This window comes from Aestuariispira ectoiniformans, from assembly GCF_025136295.1.
In the GTDB taxonomy this organism is placed as follows: domain Bacteria; phylum Pseudomonadota; class Alphaproteobacteria; order UBA8366; family Aestuariispiraceae; genus Aestuariispira_A; species Aestuariispira_A ectoiniformans.
Genome location: NZ_CP062788.1, coordinates 1,703,157 through 1,726,403 on the forward strand (window position 1 = coordinate 1,703,157; position 23,247 = coordinate 1,726,403).

18 protein-coding genes and 2 riboswitches are annotated in these 23,247 nt (G+C 57.6%); of the genes, 11 read left to right on the forward strand and 7 right to left on the reverse strand.

Translation table 11 applies throughout. The features are described from left to right. The first annotated feature begins 42 nt into the window (after window positions 1-42). A complete protein-coding gene (locus IF205_RS08170) occupies window positions 43-2,760 on the forward strand; it encodes a DUF2339 domain-containing protein (protein ID WP_259782797.1) in 2,718 nt (905 codons plus the stop codon). Window positions 2,761-2,815: 55 nt separating this feature from the next. On the opposite strand, the gene fdhA is transcribed toward IF205_RS08170, so the two are convergent. After that, entirely contained in the window at window positions 2,816-4,006 is a 1,191-nt protein-coding gene (gene fdhA, locus IF205_RS08175) for a formaldehyde dehydrogenase, glutathione-independent (RefSeq protein ID WP_259782798.1), read from the reverse strand. A 283-nt stretch (window positions 4,007-4,289) separates the two neighbouring features. Continuing rightward, window positions 4,290-4,489, reverse strand: a riboswitch (cobalamin riboswitch). A 240-nt stretch (window positions 4,490-4,729) separates the two neighbouring features. After that, window positions 4,730-4,953: riboswitch (cobalamin riboswitch) on the forward strand. 181 nt (window positions 4,954-5,134) lie between these two features. Between fdhA and IF205_RS08180 the strand changes: the two genes are divergently transcribed. Beyond that, window positions 5,135-6,199 carry a homocysteine S-methyltransferase family protein gene (locus IF205_RS08180; RefSeq protein ID WP_259782799.1) on the forward strand — a complete coding sequence of 355 codons (1,065 nt, stop codon included), beginning with the start codon at window positions 5,135-5,137 and terminating at the stop codon, window positions 6,197-6,199. Between the two features lie 40 nt (window positions 6,200-6,239). Here IF205_RS08180 and IF205_RS08185 read toward each other — a convergent pair whose 3' ends face one another. After that, on the reverse strand, window positions 6,240-7,562 hold the full coding sequence (locus IF205_RS08185; RefSeq protein WP_259782800.1) for a hypothetical protein: 1,323 nt from the start codon (window positions 7,560-7,562) through the stop codon (window positions 6,240-6,242). Window positions 7,563-7,699: 137 nt separating this feature from the next. Here IF205_RS08185 and IF205_RS08190 point away from each other — a divergent pair, with 137 nt between their 5' ends. Then, window positions 7,700-8,581 (forward strand): methylated-DNA--[protein]-cysteine S-methyltransferase, encoded by an 882-nt coding sequence (locus IF205_RS08190; protein ID WP_259782801.1) that lies wholly within the window; start codon window positions 7,700-7,702, stop codon window positions 8,579-8,581. A 1-nt stretch (window position 8,582) separates the two neighbouring features. On the opposite strand, the gene cysQ is transcribed toward IF205_RS08190, so the two are convergent. The 4 genes from cysQ to amrB all read right to left on the reverse strand — a co-directional run bounded on the left by cysQ (window position 8,583) and on the right by amrB (window position 13,285). Next, entirely contained in the window at window positions 8,583-9,371 is a 789-nt protein-coding gene (gene cysQ, locus IF205_RS08195) for a 3'(2'),5'-bisphosphate nucleotidase CysQ (protein WP_259782802.1), read from the reverse strand. A gap of 10 nt (window positions 9,372-9,381) precedes the next feature. After that, window positions 9,382-11,706: a xanthine dehydrogenase family protein molybdopterin-binding subunit gene (locus IF205_RS08200; protein WP_259782803.1), complete on the reverse strand. Its 2,325-nt coding sequence runs from the start codon at window positions 11,704-11,706 to the stop codon at window positions 9,382-9,384. A 135-nt stretch (window positions 11,707-11,841) separates the two neighbouring features. After that, complete coding sequence (gene amrA, locus IF205_RS08205; protein ID WP_259782804.1) at window positions 11,842-12,510, reverse strand: AmmeMemoRadiSam system protein A; 669 nt, start codon at window positions 12,508-12,510, stop codon at window positions 11,842-11,844. Then, window positions 12,488-13,285, reverse strand: a complete 798-nt coding sequence (gene amrB / locus IF205_RS08210) for an AmmeMemoRadiSam system protein B (protein WP_259782805.1) — start codon at window positions 13,283-13,285, stop codon at window positions 12,488-12,490. Before amrB ends, amrA begins: the two co-directional genes overlap by 23 nt. A 120-nt stretch (window positions 13,286-13,405) precedes the next feature. Here amrB and amrS point away from each other — a divergent pair, with 120 nt between their 5' ends. The 8 genes from amrS to IF205_RS08250 all read left to right on the forward strand — a co-directional run bounded on the left by amrS (window position 13,406) and on the right by IF205_RS08250 (window position 22,468). Beyond that, complete coding sequence (gene amrS / locus IF205_RS08215; RefSeq protein WP_259782806.1) at window positions 13,406-14,521, forward strand: AmmeMemoRadiSam system radical SAM enzyme; 1,116 nt, start codon at window positions 13,406-13,408, stop codon at window positions 14,519-14,521. Between the two features lie 166 nt (window positions 14,522-14,687). Continuing rightward, complete coding sequence (gene galU / locus IF205_RS08220) at window positions 14,688-15,557, forward strand: UTP--glucose-1-phosphate uridylyltransferase GalU (RefSeq protein WP_259782807.1); 870 nt, start codon at window positions 14,688-14,690, stop codon at window positions 15,555-15,557. Between the two features lie 69 nt (window positions 15,558-15,626). After that, window positions 15,627-16,937, forward strand: coding sequence for a UDP-glucose dehydrogenase family protein (locus IF205_RS08225; RefSeq protein ID WP_259782808.1), 1,311 nt, complete (start codon window positions 15,627-15,629; stop codon window positions 16,935-16,937). A gap of 43 nt (window positions 16,938-16,980) precedes the next feature. After that, window positions 16,981-18,372: a phosphoglucomutase/phosphomannomutase PgmG gene (gene pgmG / locus IF205_RS08230; RefSeq protein WP_259782809.1), complete on the forward strand. Its 1,392-nt coding sequence runs from the start codon at window positions 16,981-16,983 to the stop codon at window positions 18,370-18,372. A 217-nt stretch (window positions 18,373-18,589) separates the two neighbouring features. Then, a complete protein-coding gene (locus IF205_RS08235) occupies window positions 18,590-19,543 on the forward strand; it encodes a choline ABC transporter substrate-binding protein (protein ID WP_259782810.1) in 954 nt (317 codons plus the stop codon). Between the two features lie 127 nt (window positions 19,544-19,670). Continuing rightward, entirely contained in the window at window positions 19,671-20,525 is an 855-nt protein-coding gene (choW, locus tag IF205_RS08240) for a choline ABC transporter permease subunit (RefSeq protein WP_259782811.1), read from the forward strand. A 6-nt stretch (window positions 20,526-20,531) separates the two neighbouring features. Beyond that, complete coding sequence (gene choV, locus IF205_RS08245) at window positions 20,532-21,749, forward strand: choline ABC transporter ATP-binding protein (RefSeq protein ID WP_259782812.1); 1,218 nt, start codon at window positions 20,532-20,534, stop codon at window positions 21,747-21,749. A gap of 8 nt (window positions 21,750-21,757) precedes the next feature. Next, complete coding sequence (locus tag IF205_RS08250) at window positions 21,758-22,468, forward strand: HAD family hydrolase (protein WP_259782813.1); 711 nt, start codon at window positions 21,758-21,760, stop codon at window positions 22,466-22,468. On the opposite strand, the gene IF205_RS08255 is transcribed toward IF205_RS08250, so the two are convergent. Then, window positions 22,465-23,238, reverse strand: a complete 774-nt coding sequence (locus tag IF205_RS08255; RefSeq protein WP_259782814.1) for a class II glutamine amidotransferase — start codon at window positions 23,236-23,238, stop codon at window positions 22,465-22,467. The two genes, IF205_RS08250 and IF205_RS08255, sit on opposite strands and share 4 nt — an antisense overlap. Window positions 23,239-23,247: the final 9 nt, after the last annotated feature.

Sequence of the window (23,247 nt, forward strand, 5' to 3'; positions counted from 1 at the left end):
CATAGGATTGATTCCATCTTCTGACTGCAGAGGTGGGGGAAGATGGAAGACGGGTTCTTTCTGATAATAGGTCTGCTATTCCTGGCCGCGCCGATCATGGCCATCGTGGCTTTGGTGCAAATTGGCAAGCTCAAGACCGAGGTGGCGAACCTTCGGCGGGCCATAGTCATCATGCGTGCCCGCCAGGAGGAGGCTGCTGCGCCTGCTGCTGAGGCACCTGCCCCCGCGGCAGCAGCGACGGTGGAGGCACCGGCCACTGCCGAGGCGTCGGAAATCCACGCAGAGGTGCGTGAGGAACCTGAACCGGCTGCTGAGACACCCACGCAGGTGGCGCCCGAAGTGGCTGTCCCGGACGCGGCATGGACGCCGGAAGCCACCCCCCGGGAAGAAAAGAAATCCACCTCATGGCTTGAAGAGGCGCTCGCCTTCCGCTGGCTGGTCTGGCTGGGTGGGGCGACCTTGGCGCTTGGTGGGATATTCTTCGTGCAATACAGCATGGAACGCGGCCTTATCTCGCCGCTGGTGCGGATTGCCCTTGCGATGGGTCTGGGCGGCATTCTGGTCTTTGCGGGCGAATGGTTCCGTCGCCGTCCGCTGCGCAAGGCGATTGCAGCCCTGCGCCCGGATTATATTCCCTCCGCGATTACGGCCGCCGGTGTTGCGATCCTCTACGGCAGTACTTATGCCGGTTACGCCCTTTATGACATATTTGCCCCGCTGCTGGCCTTTGCCTTCCTGGCTGCCATCTCGGTACTGGCTTTGGGGTTGTCGCTGGTGCAGGGGCCGTTGATTGCGGCGTTGGGCGTGGTCGGTGCCTATGTCGTTCCTCTCCTGATTGGCAGCGATGAGCCGAGCTACTGGAGCCTGTTCAGTTATCTGACCATCGTGGGCGCGGCAGTCCTGGCAATTGTTCACACGCGCCATTGGTGGAGGGCTGCCTGCTGTGTCATTGCCGGGTCAGGTCTCTGGTCTGCGATGGCAATGCCTTTCGCGGATGGTCTGGAAGACCTGATTCCGCTCGCAGTCTTCATCCTGCTTGCCTTTATCGGGCAGCTATCGCTGCTGAAAACCCTTCCCTTAATTCCGGAAAATCAGAAATGGCAGCGTCCGGCGTTGGTGGTTTTTGTCGCAAGCTGTGTAACGGCCCTGCTTCTGTTCGCTTTGGGCCTCAGGGAAGAAAACGGGGTTCTGTCACTGGCGGCAATGGCGGTTTTCACCGGAGTGACGATTTTCGCCGCCTGGTCCACGCCTGCTGTTGAACGCATGGCCCCTGTCCCGGCTGTCATGGGACTTGTCGTTCTGGTCTGCTGGGCTCTGCCGGGGGAGGTTTATCCGTTGGGGTTCGACGCCATCGGTGTCTTCGGTCGTTTACCAGTCGGCGGGCCAATGGACGATCTGGGAACCTTTCTGGCCTCGGCAGTACTCTTTGCTGTTTTCTTCGGCGGGGTCGGGCATCTGGCGCTGACCCATGTCCGGCATAAGGGGCTTTGGGCATTGCTGTCCGCGGCTGTTCCGGTCCTGACGTTGGCAATTGTCTATTATCGCTGCGATGCCTTGATGGTTGACCTGGGTTGGGCCGCGCTTGGCCTTCTTCTGGCGGCCATGGCTGTGGGGCTGGCGACGCGTTTGCACAGGCATCCGCAGGCCCGCGCGCTGGAAATCGGTGTCGGGCTTTATGCAGTGGCGACGATTGGCGCGATCTCGCTGGCGGCAACCATGACCTTGTCCGAAGTCTGGCTGTCGGTTGCACTGGCTGTGCAACTGCCTGCGCTTGCCTGGGTCAATGGGCATATCCGACTGCCTTACGGGCGACATGTCGCGCTTGTGGTGGGCGGTATCGTATTTGTCCGGCTTATCCTGTTGCATACATTCTTTGGCACGACCTTTGACGTACCTGCCAGGACAGCCTGGATCTTCTATGGCTATGGCATTCCAGCCGTTGCCTATTATCTTGCTGCCCGCTGGTTCCACCAGGAACGGGACAGCATCACCGTGCATTTCCTGGAAAGTTTTGCTGTCGCCGCCGCTGTGCTGACCGTCAGCCTGGAAATCCGCTATTGGGTGAATGGTGCCCTGATGGTGGAGCGTTATGGTTTGCTGGAACAAAGCCTGCAGTCCGCAAGCTGGCTGGCAAGCGCACTGGGTTTTTACGTCCGCTACAAGCGTATGCCGCGCCCGGTTTCCTATTGGGGCGCACGTATCCTCGGCCTGATGGCGGTCGTCCAGATCGTGGTTCTGCAGCTTGTCTTCAATAACCCGCTGTTCACCGGCGAGGAAATCGGCCATTGGCCTGTCGTGAATATTCTGCTTGTGGCCTATGGCGTGTCGGCGGCCTTCGCAGCCCTGTTTGCATGGCAGGGCTGGAAGGACCGCCGTCCCTGGCTGTTGTGGGGGGCAGGCGGGGCCGCATTGGCGTTGGCCTTCCTCAACCTTACCCTGGAAATCAGACACTGGTTCCAGGGGGCTGGCATTCGCTTTGGCGTTGTCGAGGATGCGGAACTCTATACCTATTCCGCCGGTTGGCTGGTTTTTGCGGGATTGCTGATGCTGGCCGGTTTCTGGCGTCACCTTCCGGTGTTGAGAAAGGCCGCTCTGGGGATTGTCCTGCTCACAGTAGTGAAGGTCTTTGTTCTGGATATGGCCGGGCTGACCGGATTGTACCGGGTGGCCTCTTTCATGGGGCTGGGGGCAAGCCTGTTGCTGGTCGGTTTCCTGTATCAGCGGTTTGTCTTGGTTCCTGAGCAGGCAAAAGCAGACTAGGCGACGATAGTGAGGACGCCCCGCCATCGGAAGATGGCGGGGCGCAGTTCTGCGGCTAGCTTGCCTTTGCCAGATCCCCATGCGGGTCCAGCACATATTTTGCGGCGGCCCCTCCGTCGAAGGCGTGATACCCCTCGGCTGCATCGTCCAGGGGGATGATCTTTGCATTGACGATTTCTGCAATATTCAGCCGGTCATGCAGAATAGCCTGCATCAATTGACGGTTATATTTGATGACCGGGGTCTGCCCGGTATGGAAGCTTTGTGCCTTCGCCCAGCCAAGGCCAAAGCGCAGGCTCAGACTGCCCACTTTGGCGGCCTCGTCGACCGCACCCGGATCCTCGGTCACATAAAGTCCCGGGATGCCGATGGAACCGGCGGCGCGGGTGACTTCCATCATCTGGTTCAGGACGATCGCTGGCTGTTCCCCGCCTTTGTGGCCGCGTGCCTCAAAGCCAACGGCGTCAATGGCGCTGTCCACTTCCGGATCGCCGGTAACCTCTGCCACCATCTCGCCAAGACGGTCATGTTTGCCAAGGTCGATCGGGACAAAGCCCATCTTTTCCGCATGGGCCAGGCGATCCGGGTTGAAATCGCCGATCATCACAACGGCAGCCCCCAGGATGCGGGCGGAGGCGGCTGCGGCCAGGCCGACTGGACCGGCGCCCGCCACATAGACGGTGGAGCCGACACCGACGCCTGCATTGATTGCGCCATGAAAACCGGTGGGCAGGATGTCGGACAGCATGGTCAGGTCCTTGATTTTCGCCATCGCGCGGTCCTTGTCCGGGAAGCGCAGCAGGTTGAAATCAGCATAGGGGACCATGACATAACGAGCCTGTCCGCCGATCCACCCGCCCATGTCCACATAGCCATAGGCACCCCCGGCGCGTTCGGGATTCACGGTCAGGCAGACGCCGGTGTCCTGGCTTTTGCATGTACGGCAACGACCGCAGGCGACATTGAAGGGAACGGAAACCAGATCGCCGACCTCGAGCATCTCCACATCAGCGCCTTTTTCGATGACCTCGCCAGTGATTTCGTGACCCAGGACGAGGCCTTCCGGTGCGGTGGTCCGCCCGCGGACCATATGCTGGTCGGAGCCGCAGATATTCGTGCTGACAACTTTTAGAATAACTCCATGCTCGATTTTACGGCCGTCAGGGGCGATGAAAGCGGGATCTGCGATGTTTTGCACTTCGACATTGTCGGGGCCGAGATAGACTACTCCGCGGTTCTTACTCATTTTTCCATCCTTTATGATTGCTGAATTGCTGTCGGATGGCCCGGCACCGGGACGTGATACAGTGATACGGGTTTTGGATCATATTTTACCTCCCTGTTCCCGGTGGTTTGAGTGGGGAGAGGCATGCAACCCGGACCGAGACCCTATGTGTGGGACTGTCAGGTTCGCATCCCTTGATGCACCCCGCTCAAGGCCAACAATTTCCGATTACAGATGGAACAGCTAGACCGGTTTCGTTGTCATGAACGCAACCATGCCTGCCGATCGCCACCCGCGACCCGGAAAAGGACTGAATGCAAGGGCTGGTTTCCGGACTTGAAAGCGGGGGGTCCCCCTGACGTAGCGCCTTCTCGGGCAGGCATAGCCCAATGGCGGTTTGCTGCGTAAAACTTTCATACCGTTGCGGGGGCAGCGTCGGCGTCTCACCGACTTCCCAATTATCCACCTTGACGACAAGGCAGCACCACAAGCGAGAGCATGGTGTATTTATTTCAACTATAGGAATGTAGTGTCAGCGACATAATGGGCCGAGTTAGCGCCCAATGGTGCCGTAGCCGACTAAAGTGGGGGGTATGTTGGAGAAGATGGTCTCCTTTTTAATAAGGGATTGTAAAATAACGGGAATATGTCTGAATGATATCTCTGATTTAGCAGTATCTTCATTAATATAAAGATATCCATATGTCGTTATTTTAGTTCTTGATATTGATCCCTTTTGCTGATAATTCCCGTTTTGGCTCTGGTTCTGTGCAAGCGGTGTTGCTTTGCACAGCTAAGAGGGAATTCGGTGCGTTCATCCCCAAATGGGATGAGCAAGGCCGAAGCTGCCCCCGCAACTGTGAGCGGTGAGGGATCCATTCATGATGTCACTGGCGGTGATCGCCGGGAAGACGAATGGACCGCGACGACCCGCAAGCCAGGAGACCTGCCAAAGCCGGAATGTCCATGGGCGGGGTGTCCCATCGAAGACTGCGCGCATGTCACGGTGTTTTCACGCCGGCAGTCCTTCCTTGTCCCCGCCTGCAACCAAACGCACGGGGAAGCGCGTATTGATGAGCACGAAGGCAAAATTGACAGTCGGTCACTTTCGCGTCCCGGCCATTCTGTTGAACGCGAAAGGAAATTTTCATGACAAAACCCATTAAACGGTCGCTGGTCGAGAGATTAAAAGACGGCCCGGTGATCTGTGCCGAGGGTTTTCTGTTTGAACTGGAACGCCGCGGCTATCTGACCGCGGGGGAATTCGTGCCGGAAGTGGCGCTGGATCATCCGGAAGCCTTGACGATCCTGCATCGGGACTTCCAGCGTGCCGGTTCGGATATCGTCGAGGCCTTCACCTATAACGGCCACCGGGAAAAGATGCGCGTGATCGGCAAGGAGGATTTGCTGGAACCGCTTAACCGCGCCGCCCTTCAGATTGCCCGCGAGGTTGCGGATAATGCGCCCGGGGAAGCCAATCTGATGGCGGGCAATATTTCCAATACCAATATCTGGAATCCCGAAGACCCGGATGCACAGCGTGATGTCCACGCGATGTTCGAGGAAATGGTCGGCTGGGCAGTGGAAGAAGGGGCCGATATGTTGATCGGGGAAACCTTCTATTACGCCGGTGAGGCTGAGGTCGCGCTGGAAGTGATGCAGAAGACTGGCTTGCCCTGCGTCGTCACCCTGGCGCCGATGGCCGGTAATCGGATGATGGACGACACAGGCATCGTGGAGACCTGTCAGAAGCTGGAACAGCTTGGGGCGGATGTGGTCGGCCTGAACTGTTTTCGCGGGCCGGAGACGATGTTGGCCGACCTGAAGAAGATCCGCGAGGCGGTATCCTGCCCGGTGGCCGGTTTACCCGTTCCTTACCGGACGACCGACGAGGAGCCGACATTCTTCAACCTGTCGGACAATAACGGCTGTCACTGCCCGTCGCCCCATGGTCGGACCTTCCCGACCGCGTTGGACCCGCTCTATGTGAACCGGTATGAAATCCGTGATTTCGCATGCCGTGCCTTTGAGATGGGGATATCCTATCTGGGCGTTTGCTGTGGCGCGTCACCCATGCATATCCGCGAGGTTGCCGAAGCCGTCGGTGTGGCGACCGAGGCCAGCCGCTATTCGGAGAATATGGAAAACCACTTCATGTATGGCAGCCACGAACGTCTGCCGGGTCATATTCGCGATCTGGGCGATACGGCCTGACCTCGGTGATGGAAGGGAAGGGGCTACGCCTCTTCCCTTTTCAGCAATCCGGGACATCCTGTTCCAGGATTTCCATGGCAGATTCGGCACGCCGGTTGTTGAGGCCCAGTTGTTGTAGCCGCCTTTTGATGCCGCATCCGGTCTCCTGCCAACCGGGGAAGGTCTGGTCGGTCCAGAAACGGTTGTCCGGGTTCAGGTAGCCGATCTGGTCCAGGAAGGCGACGCCATAGTAATAGGCATCGCCCAGGGAATTGTAGAAGGGGAAAAAGCGGAAGCCGCCCTTGTCATCCATGGAGTCATTCAGGCAGTAATCCAGCATCTTTTCGAACTGGATGCAGGCGTAATCCATCTGTTCCTGTGTCAGATCATCCCAGACCAGTTTGAGGATTTTCACCACGTCCATGTTGTTGTGGTTGTTCATATGCCCGTCGACCATCCAGCCGAAGGGATATTCATATTTCTCAATGGCAAAAAGGGTGTCGATCATCTCTTCCAGATATTGAATGGGATGATCGCCATCCTTCATGCGGTATTTGACGGTATGATAGGTGAGGCTGAGGTCCGGGGATTTGTAGAGTTCACCGTTAAAGACAAACCATTCTCCCCAGAAGCCGGTTGCCGGGTCCTGCCAATGGTCCAGCAGCTTGGTCCAGGCCGCCCTATAGGCGTCGGTAATCTCGAAATCCTGCACATAGTCGCGAATATATTTCCGCAAATAGGATTTGTAGACCAGTTGAGAGACCGACCCGGTGATGGCCCCGATCTGGTCGCGGTGGTTGATACCGTTCCTGGCAATGTTCGATGTGATCAGCGGTGTCAGATAGGCCGTCATCTTCTCCGGCGTCGAAATGGGTTCCATAAAATAGAAGGGAACCTTGGCGGCGATCGGATCTCCGTCGTTGTAGAGTGTGTAAACCCCTTCGATCATCGCATCACATTGGGCATGAAACTGCGTATAGCCGGACCCGAAGGCGCCGGTCGTCGGGTTCTGCCATGCGATATCCTGGGGCTGGTCATGGTTTTCGAGGCTGGTATACAGCCTGTCGATCTCGTTATCGAAGTCGGTGAAATAGGCGGTCTCCTCCACATACCATTTGGCTTCGATCCGGATATGGCGTGAGGTGGTCAGGCGGATTTTCTCATCGACCGGGCAATGGTCGTTGATATGTTTTTCCTCACGCATGACGGCCGCTCGGGCCTTGCGGTATTCCTTTTCCGCTTTCGGCTGTTTCTTGGGGTATCCCGGGTCATATTGGGCGAAGGCCTCTGCGATCATGGCCTTGTAGTCGGGAAATCCCTCGACGCCCAAGCGGCCTAATACCTTGTCTTTCGGGCTGTATTTCTTTGCTACTGTGGCATCCATCGAGACTCTCCCCGCAAACCAGTTTCTCCTCATAGTAGTTTGCTTCCCGCTTTGGCTGTAGACAAGAAGGAAACTGCCCGATGCGCAACAATCGGGTGGGTTCTCGCTGTTCGCGGGCGTAGAAAGGGACCATAATCATGACTGTAAGCGGGATGACCGGGATGCAGATGCAAGATACCTACGACACGATTGAAATCGCCCTGACCTATCTGTCCGATCACTGGGATGAACAGCCGGAGTTGGGAGAACTGGCGCAATATGTGGGGATGAGCGAGCATCACCTGCAGCGGGTCTTCACCCGTTGGGTCGGCATCAGCCCCAAAAAGTTTTTGAGCGCCCTTACACTTGATCAGGCGCGCCGCCGTTTGAATGACAGCCTCAGCGTCCTCCACGCGTCTTTGGACAGCGGTCTGTCAGGACCCGGTCGGCTGCACGACCTGTTCGTGACCTATGAGGCGATGACACCCGGCGAATACAAACGCCAGGCGGCGGGGCTGACGATCCGCTATGGCTGGCACGCAACGCCTTTCGGGCAGGCACTGCTGATGACGACCGACCGCGGCGTATGCGGCATGTCATTCGTGGATGACCGGGGTGTGGACGCCTGTTTTGATGATATGGCGGCCCGCTGGCCCAAGGCACGGCTGGTTCAGGATCAGGCCGAAACGGAACGGGCTATCGCCACCATTTTTGCAAGTCCGGATGACATCAAAAGCGGCAATGTGCCGCCGCTGAGGCTGTTCCTCAAAGGGACCGACTTTCAGGTGAAGGTCTGGGAAGCCCTGATGGAACTGCCCATGGGGGCTTTGACCACATATGGCGATATCGCCAAACAGGTCGGCATCTCCACAGGCGGTGGGCAGGCGGTGGGCAATGCGGTGGGGAAGAATCCGATATCCTGGCTTATCCCCTGCCACCGTGTGATCCGCAATACAGGCGAACTGGGCGGCTACCGCTGGGGGCTGCCGCGCAAGATCGCCATGATGGGGTGGGAAGCTGCCGCCGCCGAAGGCGACTGAGTTACTCGATACCGCCCCAGGCAATGAAATGGGGGTTCAGGAAATCGGCCTGTTTGGCATAGGAGAACGGCGTTTTCCCGTCGTCGAAGGTCACACGCCCGCCTGCCGCGGCCAGCACCGCATGGCCCGCCGCGACATCCCATTCGCAGGTGGGGCCGAAGCGGGGATAGAGGTCTGCGCTGCCTTCGGCCACCAGACAGAATTTCAGGCTGGAGCCCGCATTCTTGGTTTCATGCAGGGTGCGCCCCGCCAGGAACTTCTCCAGGATTTCGGGATCTCCATGGCGGCGGCTGGCGACGATGGTGATGCCTTCCGCAGGTTCCGGACGCACGGTAATGCGCTGTGCGGCCTCTTCACCAACCTTCTTATGGGCCCCTTCGCCCACAATGCCGGTATAGAGCGTGTCCAGCGCCGGGGCGAGAACCGCCCCCAGAACCGGCTGGCGGTCGACGATCAGGGCGATATTGACAGTGAATTCACCATTGCGGTTCAGGAATTCCTTGGTGCCGTCCACCGGGTCCACCAGCCAGAATGGGGCGTCGCCCACGTCAGGAATATCCCCTGCGGCCGCTGATTCCTCTGCAACGACAGGCACGCCGGGCAACAGTTTTTCCAGGGCCGGTTTGATGATGGCCTCGGCGGCCATATCGGCCTCGGTCACAGGGGAGGCGTCTTCCTTGGTGTAGGTCTCGAAATCCGTTGCGTAGATGGCCATGACCGTTTCGCCCGCCTGACGAATGATCTTGGTGATGGACGGCATCAGGGCCCGGGCGTCGATTTCTGTGATCATGGAGATGTCCCTAACTGGATTTCATGTGGATCGACCGCCAGATTACCTCCGGCGTTGCAGGCATATCAATATGATCCACGCCATATTCCTGCAAGGCATCGACAAGGGCATTGATAATTGCAGGCGGTGCGCCGATGGCTCCTGCCTCGCCTGCGCCTTTTGCCCCCATCGGGTTATTCAGGCAGGGGGCATCTTCGTGATAGGTGAAATCGACAAACGGCAGGTGGTCCGCCCGTGGCATGGCGTAGTCCATAAAGGAGCCGCTGAGAAGCTGGCCGCTGTCATTGTCATAGACGGTGTGTTCCAGCAACGCCTGTCCCATGCCCTGGGCAATGCCGCCATGAACCTGGCCTTCCAGCATCATTGGATTGATCACGGTGCCGAAGTCGTCCACGACCGTGTAACGCAGGATGTCGACCGTTCCGGTATCGGGGTCGACCTCCAGTTCACAGACATGACAGCCATTGGGGTAGGTAGATTCGCCGCCCTGGAAGAAGGCCTTGCCGTCAAGGCCGGGTTCCATGCCGTCAGCCAGGTTTTTCGGGTCATGGGCCGCTTGTGCGACTTCTGACAGTGACAGGGACTTGTCGGTTCCCGCCACGGTGAATTGTCCGTCGGCGAATTCAATGTCGCCAGCGGCGGTTTCCATGGCTTCGGCGGCGATCAGGGTGCCCTTGTTGATCACTTCCTGTGCCGCATCGCGTGATGCTGTACCACCTTCGGGGATGGATCGGGACCCGCCCGTGCCGCTGCCTTTCTCAATCTTGTCACTGTCACCCTGGATAACCAAAATCCGGTCCATGTCGATGCCAAGCTTGGCGGCGACGATCTGGCGGTAGGCGGTTTCATGACCCTGACCGTTGGACTGGGTGCCGATCAGGACGGTGACATGGCCGTTTTCCGCGACCCGGATATCGGCAGTCTCACCGGGGCCCGCGCCGCAGGCCTCAATATAATAGGCAAGGCCCAGGCCACGCTTTTTGCCATTGGCTTCGGACTGGGCGCGTCGGCCCTCGAACCCGTTGCGTTCTGCCCGTTCCAGGGCCTGATCCATGGTGCGAGCAAAAAGGCCGCAGTCATAGGTCGGACCGACCGGGGTCTTATGTGGAAAGTCGTTTTCGCCGATAAAGTTCCGGCGACGCAGTTCTGTAGGATCAACGCCAAGGTCTCGGGCGGCCTTGTCTACAAGGCGCTCCACCAGATAGGCGGCCTCCGGGCGACCGGCGCCGCGATAGGCGTCGACAGGCACGGTGTTGCTGTAAACGCCATTCACTTCCACATGGATGGCTGGTGTGCGGTAGACGCCTGCAAGCATGCGGCACCCGGCCATGGTGGCGATGAACGGGGCGTAATTGGACAGATAGGCTCCCATGTTGGCTGTGGTGTTTACCCGCAACCCCAGGAAGTTCAGGTCTTCGTCCAGTGCCAGTTCGGCATGGCTGACGTGGTCGCGGCCCTGAATATCCGACAAAAAGGCATCGGCGGCGCGTTCCGCAGTCCAGCGCACGGGGCGCTTCAACTGTTGCGCCGCGAACAGGACGAGCGGCTGTTCCGGGTGCACAAACAGTTTCATGCCAAAGCCGCCGCCGACATCCGGCGTAACCACATGCAGTTTTTCCGGGGGGATGTCGAAAATTGTCCGGCTGAGCTGGTTCTTGATATTGTGCACGCCCTGGCTTGGCGTGAAGAGCTGGTATCTGTCGCCGTCAAAATTGGCAATAGCCACACGGGGTTCCAGAGAATTAACTACAATCCGGTTATTGATGAGGGTGACGGATACTTTGTGGGCTGCCTTTTCGAAGGCAGCGTCGACGGCCTCCTTGTCACCATGATGCCAGACAAAGCTGTGGTTGTTGGGAGTGTCGTCCCAGACATGCGGGGCATCTTCACAGATGGCGGCGGCGGTGTCCGTGACCGAGGGCAACTCGTCGTAATCCACATCGACCAGTTCGGCGGCGTCCTGGGCCTGGGCGAGGGTTTCCGCGACGACGAAGGCAACAGGGTCGCCCACATGGCGGGCACGGTCACGCGCAAGAATAGAGCGGTCATGGCGAACAAAGGTGGTGACGCCATTCTTCATACCGGCAACACAGGGGATATCCTTGATCCCGGCCTTTGTCAGGTCGTCGGCGGTGTAGACCGCCAGAACGCCCGGGCTGGCAAGGGCCTCGTCGATGTCGATGCTTTTGATTGTGGCATGGGCGAAGGGTGACCGGACCACGACACCATGTGTTTCACCTTCCAGATGAAGGTCGTCCGTATAGCTGCCGGTGCCGGTCAGGAACCGCTGATCTTCTACCCGCCGCAATGGTTGTCCGATGCCGAATTGCCCCATGATTTCGCCTGTCGCTCTTCGTTACTTGTCCGCTTAATATCAGGTTTCCCTGCTAGATAAGAGGGATTAAGGGGCGGCATCAAGGGGCATTCGGCCAATAAACCTGTGCTCGATTGGCACTATTGGATTGAAATCTTACGGGGAATGTCCGGGGCCATTCCCGTTGTCAGAGGTGGTTTCCGCGATTTTGGCTGACTTTGTCTTGGCAACCTGGAACTGCCAGGCCTCGAAACTTGCGGACCAATGTGTTTCCGGCAGCCGGGCCTTGATCCTGAGCTTGCCCAGGAATTGTGTTTTCTCCGGCAGGCTTTCCCAGACCTGGGGAAGAAAAACCGCCCGATGCCCCTGATCGTGGATCAGCAGGCCTGTCTCATGGGGAACCAGTTGGTCCAGCAGCTCCGCTTCACTGCCGAATGACAGGGGCTGCATCGGGCTTAGAACGGAAATCGACAGGGAAAGCACTTCCAGTTCCTGCTGCTCGACCGGTTGGAAACGGGGATCGCGAAAGGCCGCTCCGTAGGCATTTTCCGATACATCGACAATTAGGGGGCGGTAGGCCTGGATTGTACCGATGCAGCCACGCAGCCTCCCTTCTTTTTCCAGGGTGACGAAGCTGCCGCATTGGGCGGCCAGATCGTCCGGAAAGGTCGCCGGGTTTACCGCTGCCGGTTTTTCCTGTGCCAGACCCGTCTGGATCGAGGTTGCTGCTGTGGACAGCAGGGTCGGCTCGTGGCTTGCCACGACCCGCGTTGCGAAATTCCCGCCCTGCGTGGCTGTGTTCTCAGTGGAGGATCCAGCTACCATAACCTACTACCCGGTCCCGTGGTCCGGCAGTATCGCCGGAATTGCAGAAGCCGACCCGTTCGATTGCCAGGCCGTGTTTTTTCGCGCAGGTCAGCAGACCCGATACCGGAACGCGGCCACAGGCCTGTTCCTGGCTGATTGCCTGCCAATCCAGCTTTTCGATTGCCGTGGCGGTCCGGTTGTCGATCGTCCTGGCGTCTTCGTAGCTCAAGTAATGGCTCAGATCGGTGCTGATCACGATCAGTGTCTCTTCTCCTCCCCAGAGGGTTTCCAGAACTTCGGCTACGTCCACATTGCTTGCATTCCCGACTGCAAAGGGGACGAGCCTGAAATTCGGCAGGACACGCTGCAGGAAGGGAAGGTGGACTTCCAGGCTGTGTTCCCATTGGTGGGCGGCATCATTGACGCTTACCTGATCGAGGTTTGTGAGCGTGGCAATAGCCCTCTGGTCTATTTCAACCTGTCCCAATGGGGTTTCCCAGGCGTCGGCGCTGGTCGTGGCAAGGCCGTGGATAGCGGCCCGGTGGCAAGGGCCCATCAGGATGACCCTGCTGATTTTGTCGGCGACCTTGGCGATCGTGGCATAGGCCCTGGCGGCGCATGCGCCTGAGAAAACATATCCCGCATGGGGGACGATCAGGGCCTTGGGTGGTTCGCCCACCTGGATATGGCTGGCGTCGGCCTGGGCCAGAAATCGGTTGATGGTGCCGCCCAGTTCTGCGGGGTTTCCCGGATAGAATTGCCCGGCAACGGCGGCTGGTCTGACGGTTGTCATGAGTGCTGCCTTCCTCTGAATTCTGTAGACTTTCTCCCCTGATTTTACGCCTTTTTATGTTATTATTAAATCCCGGTTGTCCGGTGGTTTTTTGACGGCCGGGGGAAGAAGCGGCATATCATGACAGAAGACCTCATCGAAGGATTTCCCGGACGCTATTGGCATATGCTGGACGACGGTCGCATCCAATGCGATGTCTGTCCCCGTGAATGCAAGCTGAAGGAAGGACAGCGCGGCCTTTGTTTCGTCAGGGCGCGGGCGGATGACCAGATTGTCCTGACCACCTATGGCCGGTCCAGCGGTTATTGCATTGACCCGATCGAAAAAAAGCCGCTGAACCATTTCCTGCCGGGCACACCGGTCCTCAGCTTCGGGACGGCGGGCTGTAATCTCACATGTAAATTCTGCCAGAACTGGGATATCTCCAAGTCACGCGAGATGGATCGTCTGATGGATCAGGCAATGCCAGAGGCCATTGCGGAGGCCGCGATAAAAACCGGGTGCCGGTCTGTTGCTTTCACCTATAACGATCCTGTTATTTTTCTGGAATATGCGGTGGATGTCGCCAAGGCATGCCACGAACGGGGGATCAAGACTGTGGCGGTTTCCGCCGGTTACATCAATCCCGAGGCGCGGCAGGAATTCTTCTCGCATATGGATGCGGCAAATATTGACCTGAAGGCTTTTACCCAGACGTTTTACAAGAAAATCTGTACCGGCGACCTGGACGCGGTTCTGGATACTCTGTGCTATTTGAAATATGAGACCGATGTCTGGTTCGAAATTACGACGCTTCTGATTCCCGGTGAAAACGATGGGGAGGAAGAACTGGAGGCACTTTCCTCCTGGGTCGCGGAAAACCTGGGAACCGACGTTCCGCTGCATTTCTCTGCCTTCCATCCCGATTACAAGATGATGGACAAACCGTCCACGCCGCTGGAAACCCTGGTTAAGGCCCATCGCATCGCGCGGGAGGCGGGGCTCCACTATGTCTACACTGGCAATGTGCATGATGAAAAACACGGTTCCACCTATTGTCCGGGCTGTGGCGAGAAGGTGATAGGGCGCGACTGGTATCAACTGACCCATTGGTCGGTGGGGCAGGGCGGTCATTGTACCCAGTGCGGTACGGCCATTCCCGGTGTGTTTGAAGGCAAAGCCGGGAACTGGGGGCGCAGACGGCGCCCGATCCGTCTGGCGGAATTTGCCGCACATCAATCCCGTCGGACGCAATAAACCTCCCGGGATGATCCCGGAATTCCCTGCATTTGTCATAAAGGCTTGCCTTGCCCAGACCCTGGGTCTGTGGCACATAACCCAACGATGAGTTTTACTTTTCCAATGGCGGATTTTCGCCGTTGGCTGCATTGCATGTGTTTTTGTTTTGGCAGGTGAAAATTTAATGTCTGGAAAAGTCAGAAAAGCGGTCTTCCCCGTTGCTGGCATGGGAACCCGCTTTTTGCCGGCGACCAAGGTTGTCCCGAAAGAGCTGTTGCCGGTCGTGGACAAGCCGTTGATCCAATATGTGGTGGAAGAAGCGGCGGCGGCCGGTGTGGAGGAGTTCATCTTCGTCACCAGCCGGGGCAAAGGGGCAATCGAGGATCACTTCGATATCGCCTATGAGCTTCATGCGACGTTGGAAGCGCGCGGCAAGGCAGAAGCCCTGACAATCCTTGACGACATTCTGAAAGAACCGGGCAAGATCAAATCCGTGCGCCAGATGAAGCCATTGGGCCTGGGGCATGCGGTCTGGTGCGCGCGTGATCTGATCGGCGACGAACCCTTTGCCGTCATGTCGCCCGACGATCTGGTCCTGACCAAGGGATCGTGCATCGGGGAATTGATCGAGGCGCATGAGCAGACCGGCGGCAATGTCGTGGCGGTAGAAGATGTACCGAGGGATCAGACGTCCCGCTATGGCATTCTGGATACGCCGAATGCTGCCGACCGGCTGGCGGTGGTTGAGGGGCTGGTGGAAAAACCGAAGCCGGAGGACGCGCCGTCTACCCTGTCGATCATTGGCCGCTATGTCCTGCTGCCGGAAGTTTTTGAGCATCTGTCCAAGCATGAGCGCGGGGCAGGTAACGAAATCCAGCTTACCGACGCCATGGCAAAAATGATCGGGAAATATCCGTTCCATGGCCTGCGTTTCGCGGGCGAGCGGTTTGACTGCGGCGACAAGCTGGGCTGGTTGCAGGCCAACATGGCCTATGCAATGGAACGGGATGATCTGGGTGATGGTGCGCGCGCGATCATTGACCGGTATAAGTGAATTTAGGGCGGTAGGGGCAATCGCCGGGGGCGTGGCCGCTTTGTCGGCAAGTTAAAGGAGTTAGGCGTAATGCGGATCGCCATGATTGGAACGGGATATGTCGGGCTTGTCTCCGGCGCATGCTTTTCCCAATTCGGCCATGATGTCATCTGTGTGGATGTGGACGAAAACAAGATCAGCAGGTTGAAGAAGGGTGAAATCCCCATCTATGAGCCGGGACTGGACAAGCTGGTGTCCGAGAATGCGGCGGCTGGCCGTCTTGCCTTCACAACGGATATCGCAGAAGGCCTGAAGGGCTGTGATGCGGTCTTTATTGCTGTCGGTACACCGACCCGTCCGGAAGATGGTCATGCGGACCTGAAATATGTCTTCGCCGCGGCGGAAGACATTGCCCGGAATATGGACGGCTATACAGTGGTCGTGGACAAATCCACCGTGCCGGTCGGTACCGCGCGCAAGGTTTATGAGCGGATCGCCCAAACAAATCCTGACGCGGATTTCGATGTGGTGTCGAACCCGGAGTTCCTGCGTGAAGGGGCGGCTATCGACGATTTCATGCATCCGGATCGTGTTGTGCTCGGTGGTGAAGGCGAACGCGCAATGTCGGTCATGCGTAAAATCTATGAGCCGATTGCCGCGGAAACCAAAATTGTCGAGACAGGCCTGGAATCGGCAGAGCTGATCAAATATGCAGCCAATGCGTTTCTGGCGGTGAAGATCAGCTTTATCAACGAGCTGGCCGATCTGTGCGAGAAGGTTGGCGGTAACGTTGGTGACGTCGCTGTCGGTATGGGCCTGGATAGCCGCATCGGGGAAAAATTCCTGCAGGCGGGGCCTGGCTACGGCGGTTCCTGTTTCCCGAAAGACACGCTGGCCCTTGCACAGACCGCAACCGCGCAGGGCGCGCCGGTGCGGATCGTTGAAACGGTAATCGACGTCAACAGCAGGCGGAAACGCGCCATGGCGGACCGTGTTGCGGAGGCTTGCGGCGGCAGCCTGTCGGGCAAGACCGTTGCTGTGTTGGGGGTGACGTTCAAGGCGGAAACCGACGATATGCGTGACAGTCCGGCCCTGGATATCGTGCCTGCCTTGCAGAATATGGGCGCGGTCGTGCGTGCCTATGACCCGCAGGGGATGGACGAGGCAGCCAAGCTTCTGAACGACGATGTGCAGTGGATGGCCGGGGCCGAGGAGGCAATGGGCGGCGCTGACGTTGCGGTTATCATCACTGAATGGCGCGAGTTCCGGGAACTGGATCTTCAGAAAGTTAAGTCTTTGCTGAAAGATCCGGTTATTGTGGACCTGCGTAATCTGTATGAGCCGGCTGACATGGTGGCGAGCGGTCTTCGTTATCACAGCATCGGCCGTCAGGCTGTCTGATCCGGTATTGGTACGATAGGCAGATAGATTAGGGGAGTTTGGGGTGGCTGTAGGACATCGTTTCGATTCAAGCATCCTTCGGGAATATGATATTCGCGGTATTGTCGGCAGGACCTTGTCTTCCTCCGACGCATTGGCGCTGGGGCGGACGCTCGGGACAATCGCGGCGGCCAGCAGTGGCCGCATTGCGGTTGTTGGCTATGACGGCCGTCTGACCTCGCCATCGCTGGAAGAAGAACTGTGCCGGGGGCTTGCAACGGCAGGGCTTTACGTCATGCGGATCGGGTTGGTCCCGACGCCCTGCCTCTATTTCGCGGCCAAGGCCCTGGATGCGGCGGTCGGTGTCATGGTGACGGGGTCCCATAACCCCCCGGAATATAACGGCTTCAAGATTGTCATGAACAACAAGCCGTTCTTTGGGCAGGAAATCCAGCGCCTTCGGGATTTGGCCTATCGCGGTGTCTGGGTCGAGAAAAACGGGGGCATCTTTGAAACGGATGCCATGGCGGCCTACACCACCCGTCTGGTCAAGGGGTTCAAGTCGAACCGGCGTCTGAAAGTTGCCTGGGACCCGGGCAACGGGGCGGCCTGTGAGGCGACGATGCGTCTGGCGCGTGGCCTGCCGGGCGAGCATGTCGTCATCAACGAAAAGGTTGATGGTACTTTCCCCAATCATCACCCCGATCCGACTGTCGAGAAGAACCTGGAACAGTTGAAGAAGACCGTTCTGGACGAAGGTTGCGACCTGGGAATTGCCTTTGACGGCGATGGTGACCGTATTGGCGTGATCGACGACAAGGCCCGTGTGATCTGGGGCGACCAGCTTCTGGCGCTTTATTCGCGGGAGGTCCTTGCCAAGATGCCGGGAGCGTCTGTCCTGGCCGACGTAAAGGCAAGCCAGGTGTTGTTTGATGAGGTCGCAAGGCTTGGCGGGCAGCCCGTCATGTGCCCGACGGGGCATTCCATCATCAAAAGCAAGATGGCGGAAACCGGAGCGCCGCTGGCGGGGGAGATGAGCGGCCATGTCTTCTTCGCGGACCGCTATTTCGGGTTCGACGATGCCCTTTATGCGGCTGTCCGCCTGATCAGTTTCCTGAGCGACCAGCCCAAGTCGCTGAGCGAGTTGCGCGATGAATTGCCCAATATGGTCAACACGCCGGAAATCCGCGTCGATGTATCGGAGGAACGCAAGTTCGCTGTGATCGATGAGATCAAGGAACGCCTGAAGGATCAACCGGTTGAGGTCAACGATACCGATGGCGTGCGCGTGAATGAAAACGGGGGCTGGTGGCTGATCCGTGCCTCCAACACGCAAAATGCCCTGGTCCTGCGTTGTGAGGCCAAAACGGAGGAGGTGCTGGCCACTTTGAAGGGCCGCGTCGTTGAGCAGTTGAAGCTGAGCGGGCTGTCTCAGATACCAGTTGAACTGGTTTGATTTAGAAAGCTACTAAACGAGTATTTGCCCTTCGGGGAAGCCGCGCCGGGTAAAATTGGCGCGGCTTTTTTAGTTTATGTCGTCCTAGAGGCAAAAACTTTTTTTTAATTGGACGTATCGTTAAAAAAACAATATAAAAGTCTACTAGTCGAGGATGGGGCGTATGGGATATTTTTTCCGACACGCGCCTTGTCGATTAAGCAGGGAGATCACTGAAATGTTCCACAAAACGATTAAGTCTGTCGCTTTGGCAGGCGTCGCTGCACTGGCGTTTACCGGTGCCGCGCAGGCTGCGGACCCCGCAAGCTGTAAAGATGTTACATTCTCTGACGTAGGTTGGACCGATATCACGGCGACGACCGCGACCACGAGTGTTGTGCTTGATGCACTGGGCTATGCCCCGGAAGCTAAGGTTTTGAGTGTTCCTGTCACGTATAAGAGCATGGAAAACGGCGATATCGACGTGTTCCTCGGGAACTGGATGCCGTCCATGGCGGGTGATGCAGAGCCGTATTTCAAAAAAGGGTCGGTTGAAAAGCTGTCCCAACCGAACCTGGTTGGCGCAAAATACACCCTGGCTGTGAACAAGGCTGCCGCAGATGCCGGCCTGAAGGATTTTGCTGACATCGCAAAATTCAAGGACCAGCTGGATGGCAAGATCTACGGGATCGAGCCGGGCAACGATGGTAACCGTCTGATCCAGGATATGATCGACAAGGGTGCTTTCGGCCTGAAAGGTTTCGAGGTCGTGGAAAGCTCTGAGCAGGGGATGCTGTCTCAGGTTCAGCGCGCCAGCAAGCGCGGTGAAATGGTTGTGTTCCTGGGTTGGGAACCGCATCCGATGAATTCGAATTTCGACCTGACCTATCTGTCTGGCGGTGACGACTATTTCGGCCCGAATTATGGCGGTGCCGAGGTCTACACCAATGTCCGCAAGGGATATCTGGATGAATGCCCGAACCTGGGCAAGCTGCTGACGAACCAGAAATTTACCCTGGCTCTGGAAAACGAAGTCATGGGTTCTATTCTGGACGAGGGTGAAGACCCGAAAGATGCTGCGACTGCATGGCTGAAAGCACATCCGGCCATTCTGGACGGTTGGATGGAAGGCGTGACCACCATGGACGGTGGTGATGGCCTGGCTGCTGTCAAAGGCCACCTGGGCCTCTAAGGCAAAGCCTTAACAGAGCCGGCCGGATCATGCCTTTATTTCGATCCGGCCGGCTTTATTTTAATTAGCCTATAATAAACAAAAAATTTGCTTCTCCTAGAAACTGCGACCCCAACGGGAGAGAACGATGGACGCGCTGTCAGATTTCACAATTCCGAAAATTCCGATCGGCAAGGGCATGGAATATGTCGTCGACAAGTTGGACCAGTACTTTTTCTGGTTCTTCGAGGCGATCCGTGTGTCGCTGGAATTTCTCACGAATAACCTGGCAGAAGTCCTGCTCTGGTTCCCTAGCTGGTTGCTGATCATTGTGGTTGCTGCTGGTGTCTATAAGCTGCACAAATCCTGGATACTGGCGCTTCTGACGCTTTTGGGGCTGCTCTTCACAGTTAACCAGGGGTACTGGGAAGAAACCGTCTACACCATTACCCTGATTATCTGGGCAACGGTGGTTTGCGTGGTGATTGGCGTGCCTTTGGGGATTGCCGCGGCGCACCGGCCAAAGCTCTGGATGGTGTTGCGTCCCATTCTGGACATGATGCAGACTATCCCGACCTTTGTTTACCTTATTCCGGCCCTGATTTTCTTCGGTCTGGGCATGCCGTCCGGCCTGATCGCAACGGTCATTTTCGCCGTGCCCGCGCCGATCCGCCTGACATATCTGGGTATATCATCTGCGCCGACACAGTTGATCGAGGCCGCGGAAAGCTTTGGTGCGACCAAGCGTCAGTTGCTTTGGAAAGTTGAGATTCCACATGCCATGCCGACCATTATGGCGGGCGTGACGCAATGTATCATGCTGTCATTGTCGATGGTTGTGATCGCCTCCATGGTTGGGGCTGATGGTCTGGGTATTCCGGTTCTGCGCGCGCTGAACACGGTGAATGTGGCGAAGGGTTTCGAAGCTGGTCTGGCGATCGTTGTGGTCGCGATCCTGATGGACCGGATCTGCAAACGGCCTGGCCGCAAAGACGGGGAGTAAGGGGTAATGTCTGTGAATGAAAATCCCGTTGCCGTTTCCTTCCGCAATGTCGACATCATCTTTGGTGACGCACAGGCGGAGGCGGTCCAGATGCTGGACGACGGCCATACGCGGTCCGAAATCCTGGAAACGACCGATGCCGTTCTCGGGGTTGCGGATGCCAGCATTGATATTCATGAGGGTGAAATCTGCGTCCTGATGGGCCTGTCGGGGTCGGGCAAGTCCACGCTGTTGCGCGCGGTCAACGGCCTGAACAAGGTCACCCGGGGCAAGGTGCTGGTACAGGATGCGGACCGTCAGGTAGATATCGCCTCCTGTGATTCCCAGACCCTGCGCCATATGCGCATGGAACGCATCTCCATGGTTTTTCAGCAGTTCGGCCTGCTGCCCTGGCGCACGGTTGAGGAAAATGTCGGGCTGGGTCTGGAACTGGCAGGCATGCCGCTGGAAAAGCGCAAGTCGATTATTCATGAAAAACTGGAGCTGGTCGGCCTTGCACCGTGGAAGGATAAATACGCTCACGAGCTGTCCGGTGGGATGCAGCAGCGTGTCGGCCTTGCGCGTGCCTTTGCCACCGACGCGGATATCCTGCTGATGGACGAGCCGTTCTCCGCGCTTGACCCGCTGATCCGTAACCAGTTGCAGGACTTCCTGCTGGACCTGCAGAAGAACCTGAACAAAACGATCATCTTCGTCAGCCATGATCTGGATGAGGCCCTGAAGCTGGGCAATCATATCGCGATCATGGAAGAAGGCCGGATCGTCCAGTATGGCGAGCCGGAGGATATCGTCCTTAACCCGGCCAATGAATATGTGGCCGAATTCGTTGCCCATATGAACCCGCTGAACGTCCTTCAGGGGTCCAGCTTCATGACGCCGCTGGCGGACCTGAAGCGTGATGGTGATGACGTGGTTCTCGATGCAAAAGGTCATTACCGGGTCAAGCTGAATGGCGGTGATATCCCTGTCTCGGCCAGTTTTGACGGAAAAGAAGCCCGGATTGTCGCTTGCGATGACGACACGGAAGTGAATACTCTTGCCGACGATGTTCTCGTGATGGCACCGGCCAGCATGAAAATGCGCTGGAATATTGAAATCCGTCACCATACCGGTTGGCCGGTATTGGTTATGGATGGCGACCAGATGGTTGGCGTTGTCGGGGACGATGAAATTTACGGCGGCATTCTGCGGCAAAGCAGTCTGGGCCAGGATAACGGTAAGTAGGATACTCCATGACCATCAAGGCGGTTCTTTTCGACAAAGACGGCACTTTGGTTGACTTTCATAAAACGTGGATGCCGCCCTGTTGGGCGGCAGCGCGTTTTTTTGCGGCCAATGATGAAGACCTGGCGCGGGAACTGATGATCCTGGGCGGGCTTGATCCGGAGACGGGCCGTATGAAATCAGGCTCGCTTTTGGCGGCGGCGAACAATCATGAAATCGTCGAGGGCTGGCTGCCGCTGGCGCCTTTCCGTCAAACCGATGACCGGGCCGCCCTGGTGCATGAAGTCAATCAGATTTTCATGCTGGAAGGGTTGAAGAATGCTGCGGTGGTTACCGACCTGAACGTTCTGTTCGACAAGTTGGAAGCGATGAACTGCCGTCTGGGGGTCGCCACCATGGACAGCGAAGAGGCCGCCCTGCGGTCGCTTTCAGAGTTCGGCGTGAAAGACCGGTTGGACTATATCGCGGGCTATGATTCCGGCCATGGCAGCAAACCTGGGCCGGGCATGGTTCACGGCTTTGCGGACAAGCTGGACCTTGATACGTCCGAAATCCTGGTTGTCGGCGACAATCTTCATGACCTGCATATGGGCCGGTCTGCCGGGGCGGGGATGGTTGTCGGTGTGTTGACCGGGACCAGCCTGCGCGAAGACCTGACCGCCGATGCCGACCATGTGCTGGACAGCATTGAGGGTCTGCCTGAGTTGCTGGCCGGTTAGTTTATATCCAATCCCGCCAGGGTCGGCCTGCCGTCGCCTTCCGAGATCAGGATGCTGTCCGGTGGCACTTCCTTCCAGGTCTGGCTTTCTTCCGTGACCGGTTCGGACATGACCGTCAAGCCGCCTTTCTCATCACAGTAATAAAGCGACGGCGGGCGGTCATCGGTTGAATAGCGCACGGCATAATAGCGGCTGCCATCGGTAAAGGCCGCGGTCATGCGGAAGGGCAGCTTGATGTCATAGTCGCCCATCAGGCCCCGAATCTCGTTGATAGTTTCACGCGTTGCGGTAACCGGATCATCGTCCAGGCCGTTACTCAACAACATGAAGAAAATTGCCTCGCTATCGGTCGTACCTTTGCGGCAGTGATAAGTTTCGTCGGGAATTCGGTTTTCCATTGCACGGCGCAGGCGGTGATAGTCGCCGACCTGACCGTTATGCATGAACATCCAGCGTCCATGGCTGAAGGGATGACAGTTGGCACGGCTGGTGGCGGTGCCAGTGGAGGCCCGTACATGGGCGAAGAAATTCGGTGATTTGATTTGGCGGGCGAGACTGCGCAGGTTGCCGTCATTCCAGGCGGGCAGAATTTCGTGATAGGTGCCAGGGATATTGCGTTCGCCGAACCAGCCGACCCCGAATCCGTCGCCATTGGTCGGCGTTTTGGCCTCATGCGCCTGCAGGCTCTGATCAATCAGGGAATGTTTCGGCGTGTAAAGCAGGTCTTCGAGGAATATCGCTGGGCCACGATAACTCAGCCAACGGCACATGATACGGCT

What these genes read in the sequence shown, in the direction of transcription:
- IF205_RS08170 (WP_259782797.1), top strand. Translation starts at nt 43, where the DNA reads ATGGAAGACGGGTTCTTTCTGATAATAGGTCTGCTATTCCTGGCCGCG.
- fdhA (WP_259782798.1), bottom strand. Translation starts at nt 4,006, where the DNA reads ATGAGTAAGAACCGCGGAGTAGTCTATCTCGGCCCCGACAATGTCGAA.
- IF205_RS08180 (WP_259782799.1), top strand. Translation starts at nt 5,135, where the DNA reads ATGACAAAACCCATTAAACGGTCGCTGGTCGAGAGATTAAAAGACGGC.
- IF205_RS08185 (WP_259782800.1), bottom strand. Translation starts at nt 7,562, where the DNA reads ATGGATGCCACAGTAGCAAAGAAATACAGCCCGAAAGACAAGGTATTA.
- IF205_RS08190 (WP_259782801.1), top strand. Translation starts at nt 7,700, where the DNA reads ATGACTGTAAGCGGGATGACCGGGATGCAGATGCAAGATACCTACGAC.
- cysQ (WP_259782802.1), bottom strand. Translation starts at nt 9,371, where the DNA reads ATGATCACAGAAATCGACGCCCGGGCCCTGATGCCGTCCATCACCAAG.
- IF205_RS08200 (WP_259782803.1), bottom strand. Translation starts at nt 11,706, where the DNA reads ATGGGGCAATTCGGCATCGGACAACCATTGCGGCGGGTAGAAGATCAG.
- amrA (WP_259782804.1), bottom strand. Translation starts at nt 12,510, where the DNA reads ATGGTAGCTGGATCCTCCACTGAGAACACAGCCACGCAGGGCGGGAAT.
- amrB (WP_259782805.1), bottom strand. Translation starts at nt 13,285, where the DNA reads ATGACAACCGTCAGACCAGCCGCCGTTGCCGGGCAATTCTATCCGGGA.
- amrS (WP_259782806.1), top strand. Translation starts at nt 13,406, where the DNA reads ATGACAGAAGACCTCATCGAAGGATTTCCCGGACGCTATTGGCATATG.
- galU (WP_259782807.1), top strand. Translation starts at nt 14,688, where the DNA reads ATGTCTGGAAAAGTCAGAAAAGCGGTCTTCCCCGTTGCTGGCATGGGA.
- IF205_RS08225 (WP_259782808.1), top strand. Translation starts at nt 15,627, where the DNA reads ATGCGGATCGCCATGATTGGAACGGGATATGTCGGGCTTGTCTCCGGC.
- IF205_RS08235 (WP_259782810.1), top strand. Translation starts at nt 18,590, where the DNA reads ATGTTCCACAAAACGATTAAGTCTGTCGCTTTGGCAGGCGTCGCTGCA.
- choW (WP_259782811.1), top strand. Translation starts at nt 19,671, where the DNA reads ATGGACGCGCTGTCAGATTTCACAATTCCGAAAATTCCGATCGGCAAG.
- choV (WP_259782812.1), top strand. Translation starts at nt 20,532, where the DNA reads ATGTCTGTGAATGAAAATCCCGTTGCCGTTTCCTTCCGCAATGTCGAC.
- IF205_RS08250 (WP_259782813.1), top strand. Translation starts at nt 21,758, where the DNA reads ATGACCATCAAGGCGGTTCTTTTCGACAAAGACGGCACTTTGGTTGAC.
- IF205_RS08255 (WP_259782814.1), bottom strand. Translation starts at nt 23,238, where the DNA reads ATGTGCCGTTGGCTGAGTTATCGTGGCCCAGCGATATTCCTCGAAGAC.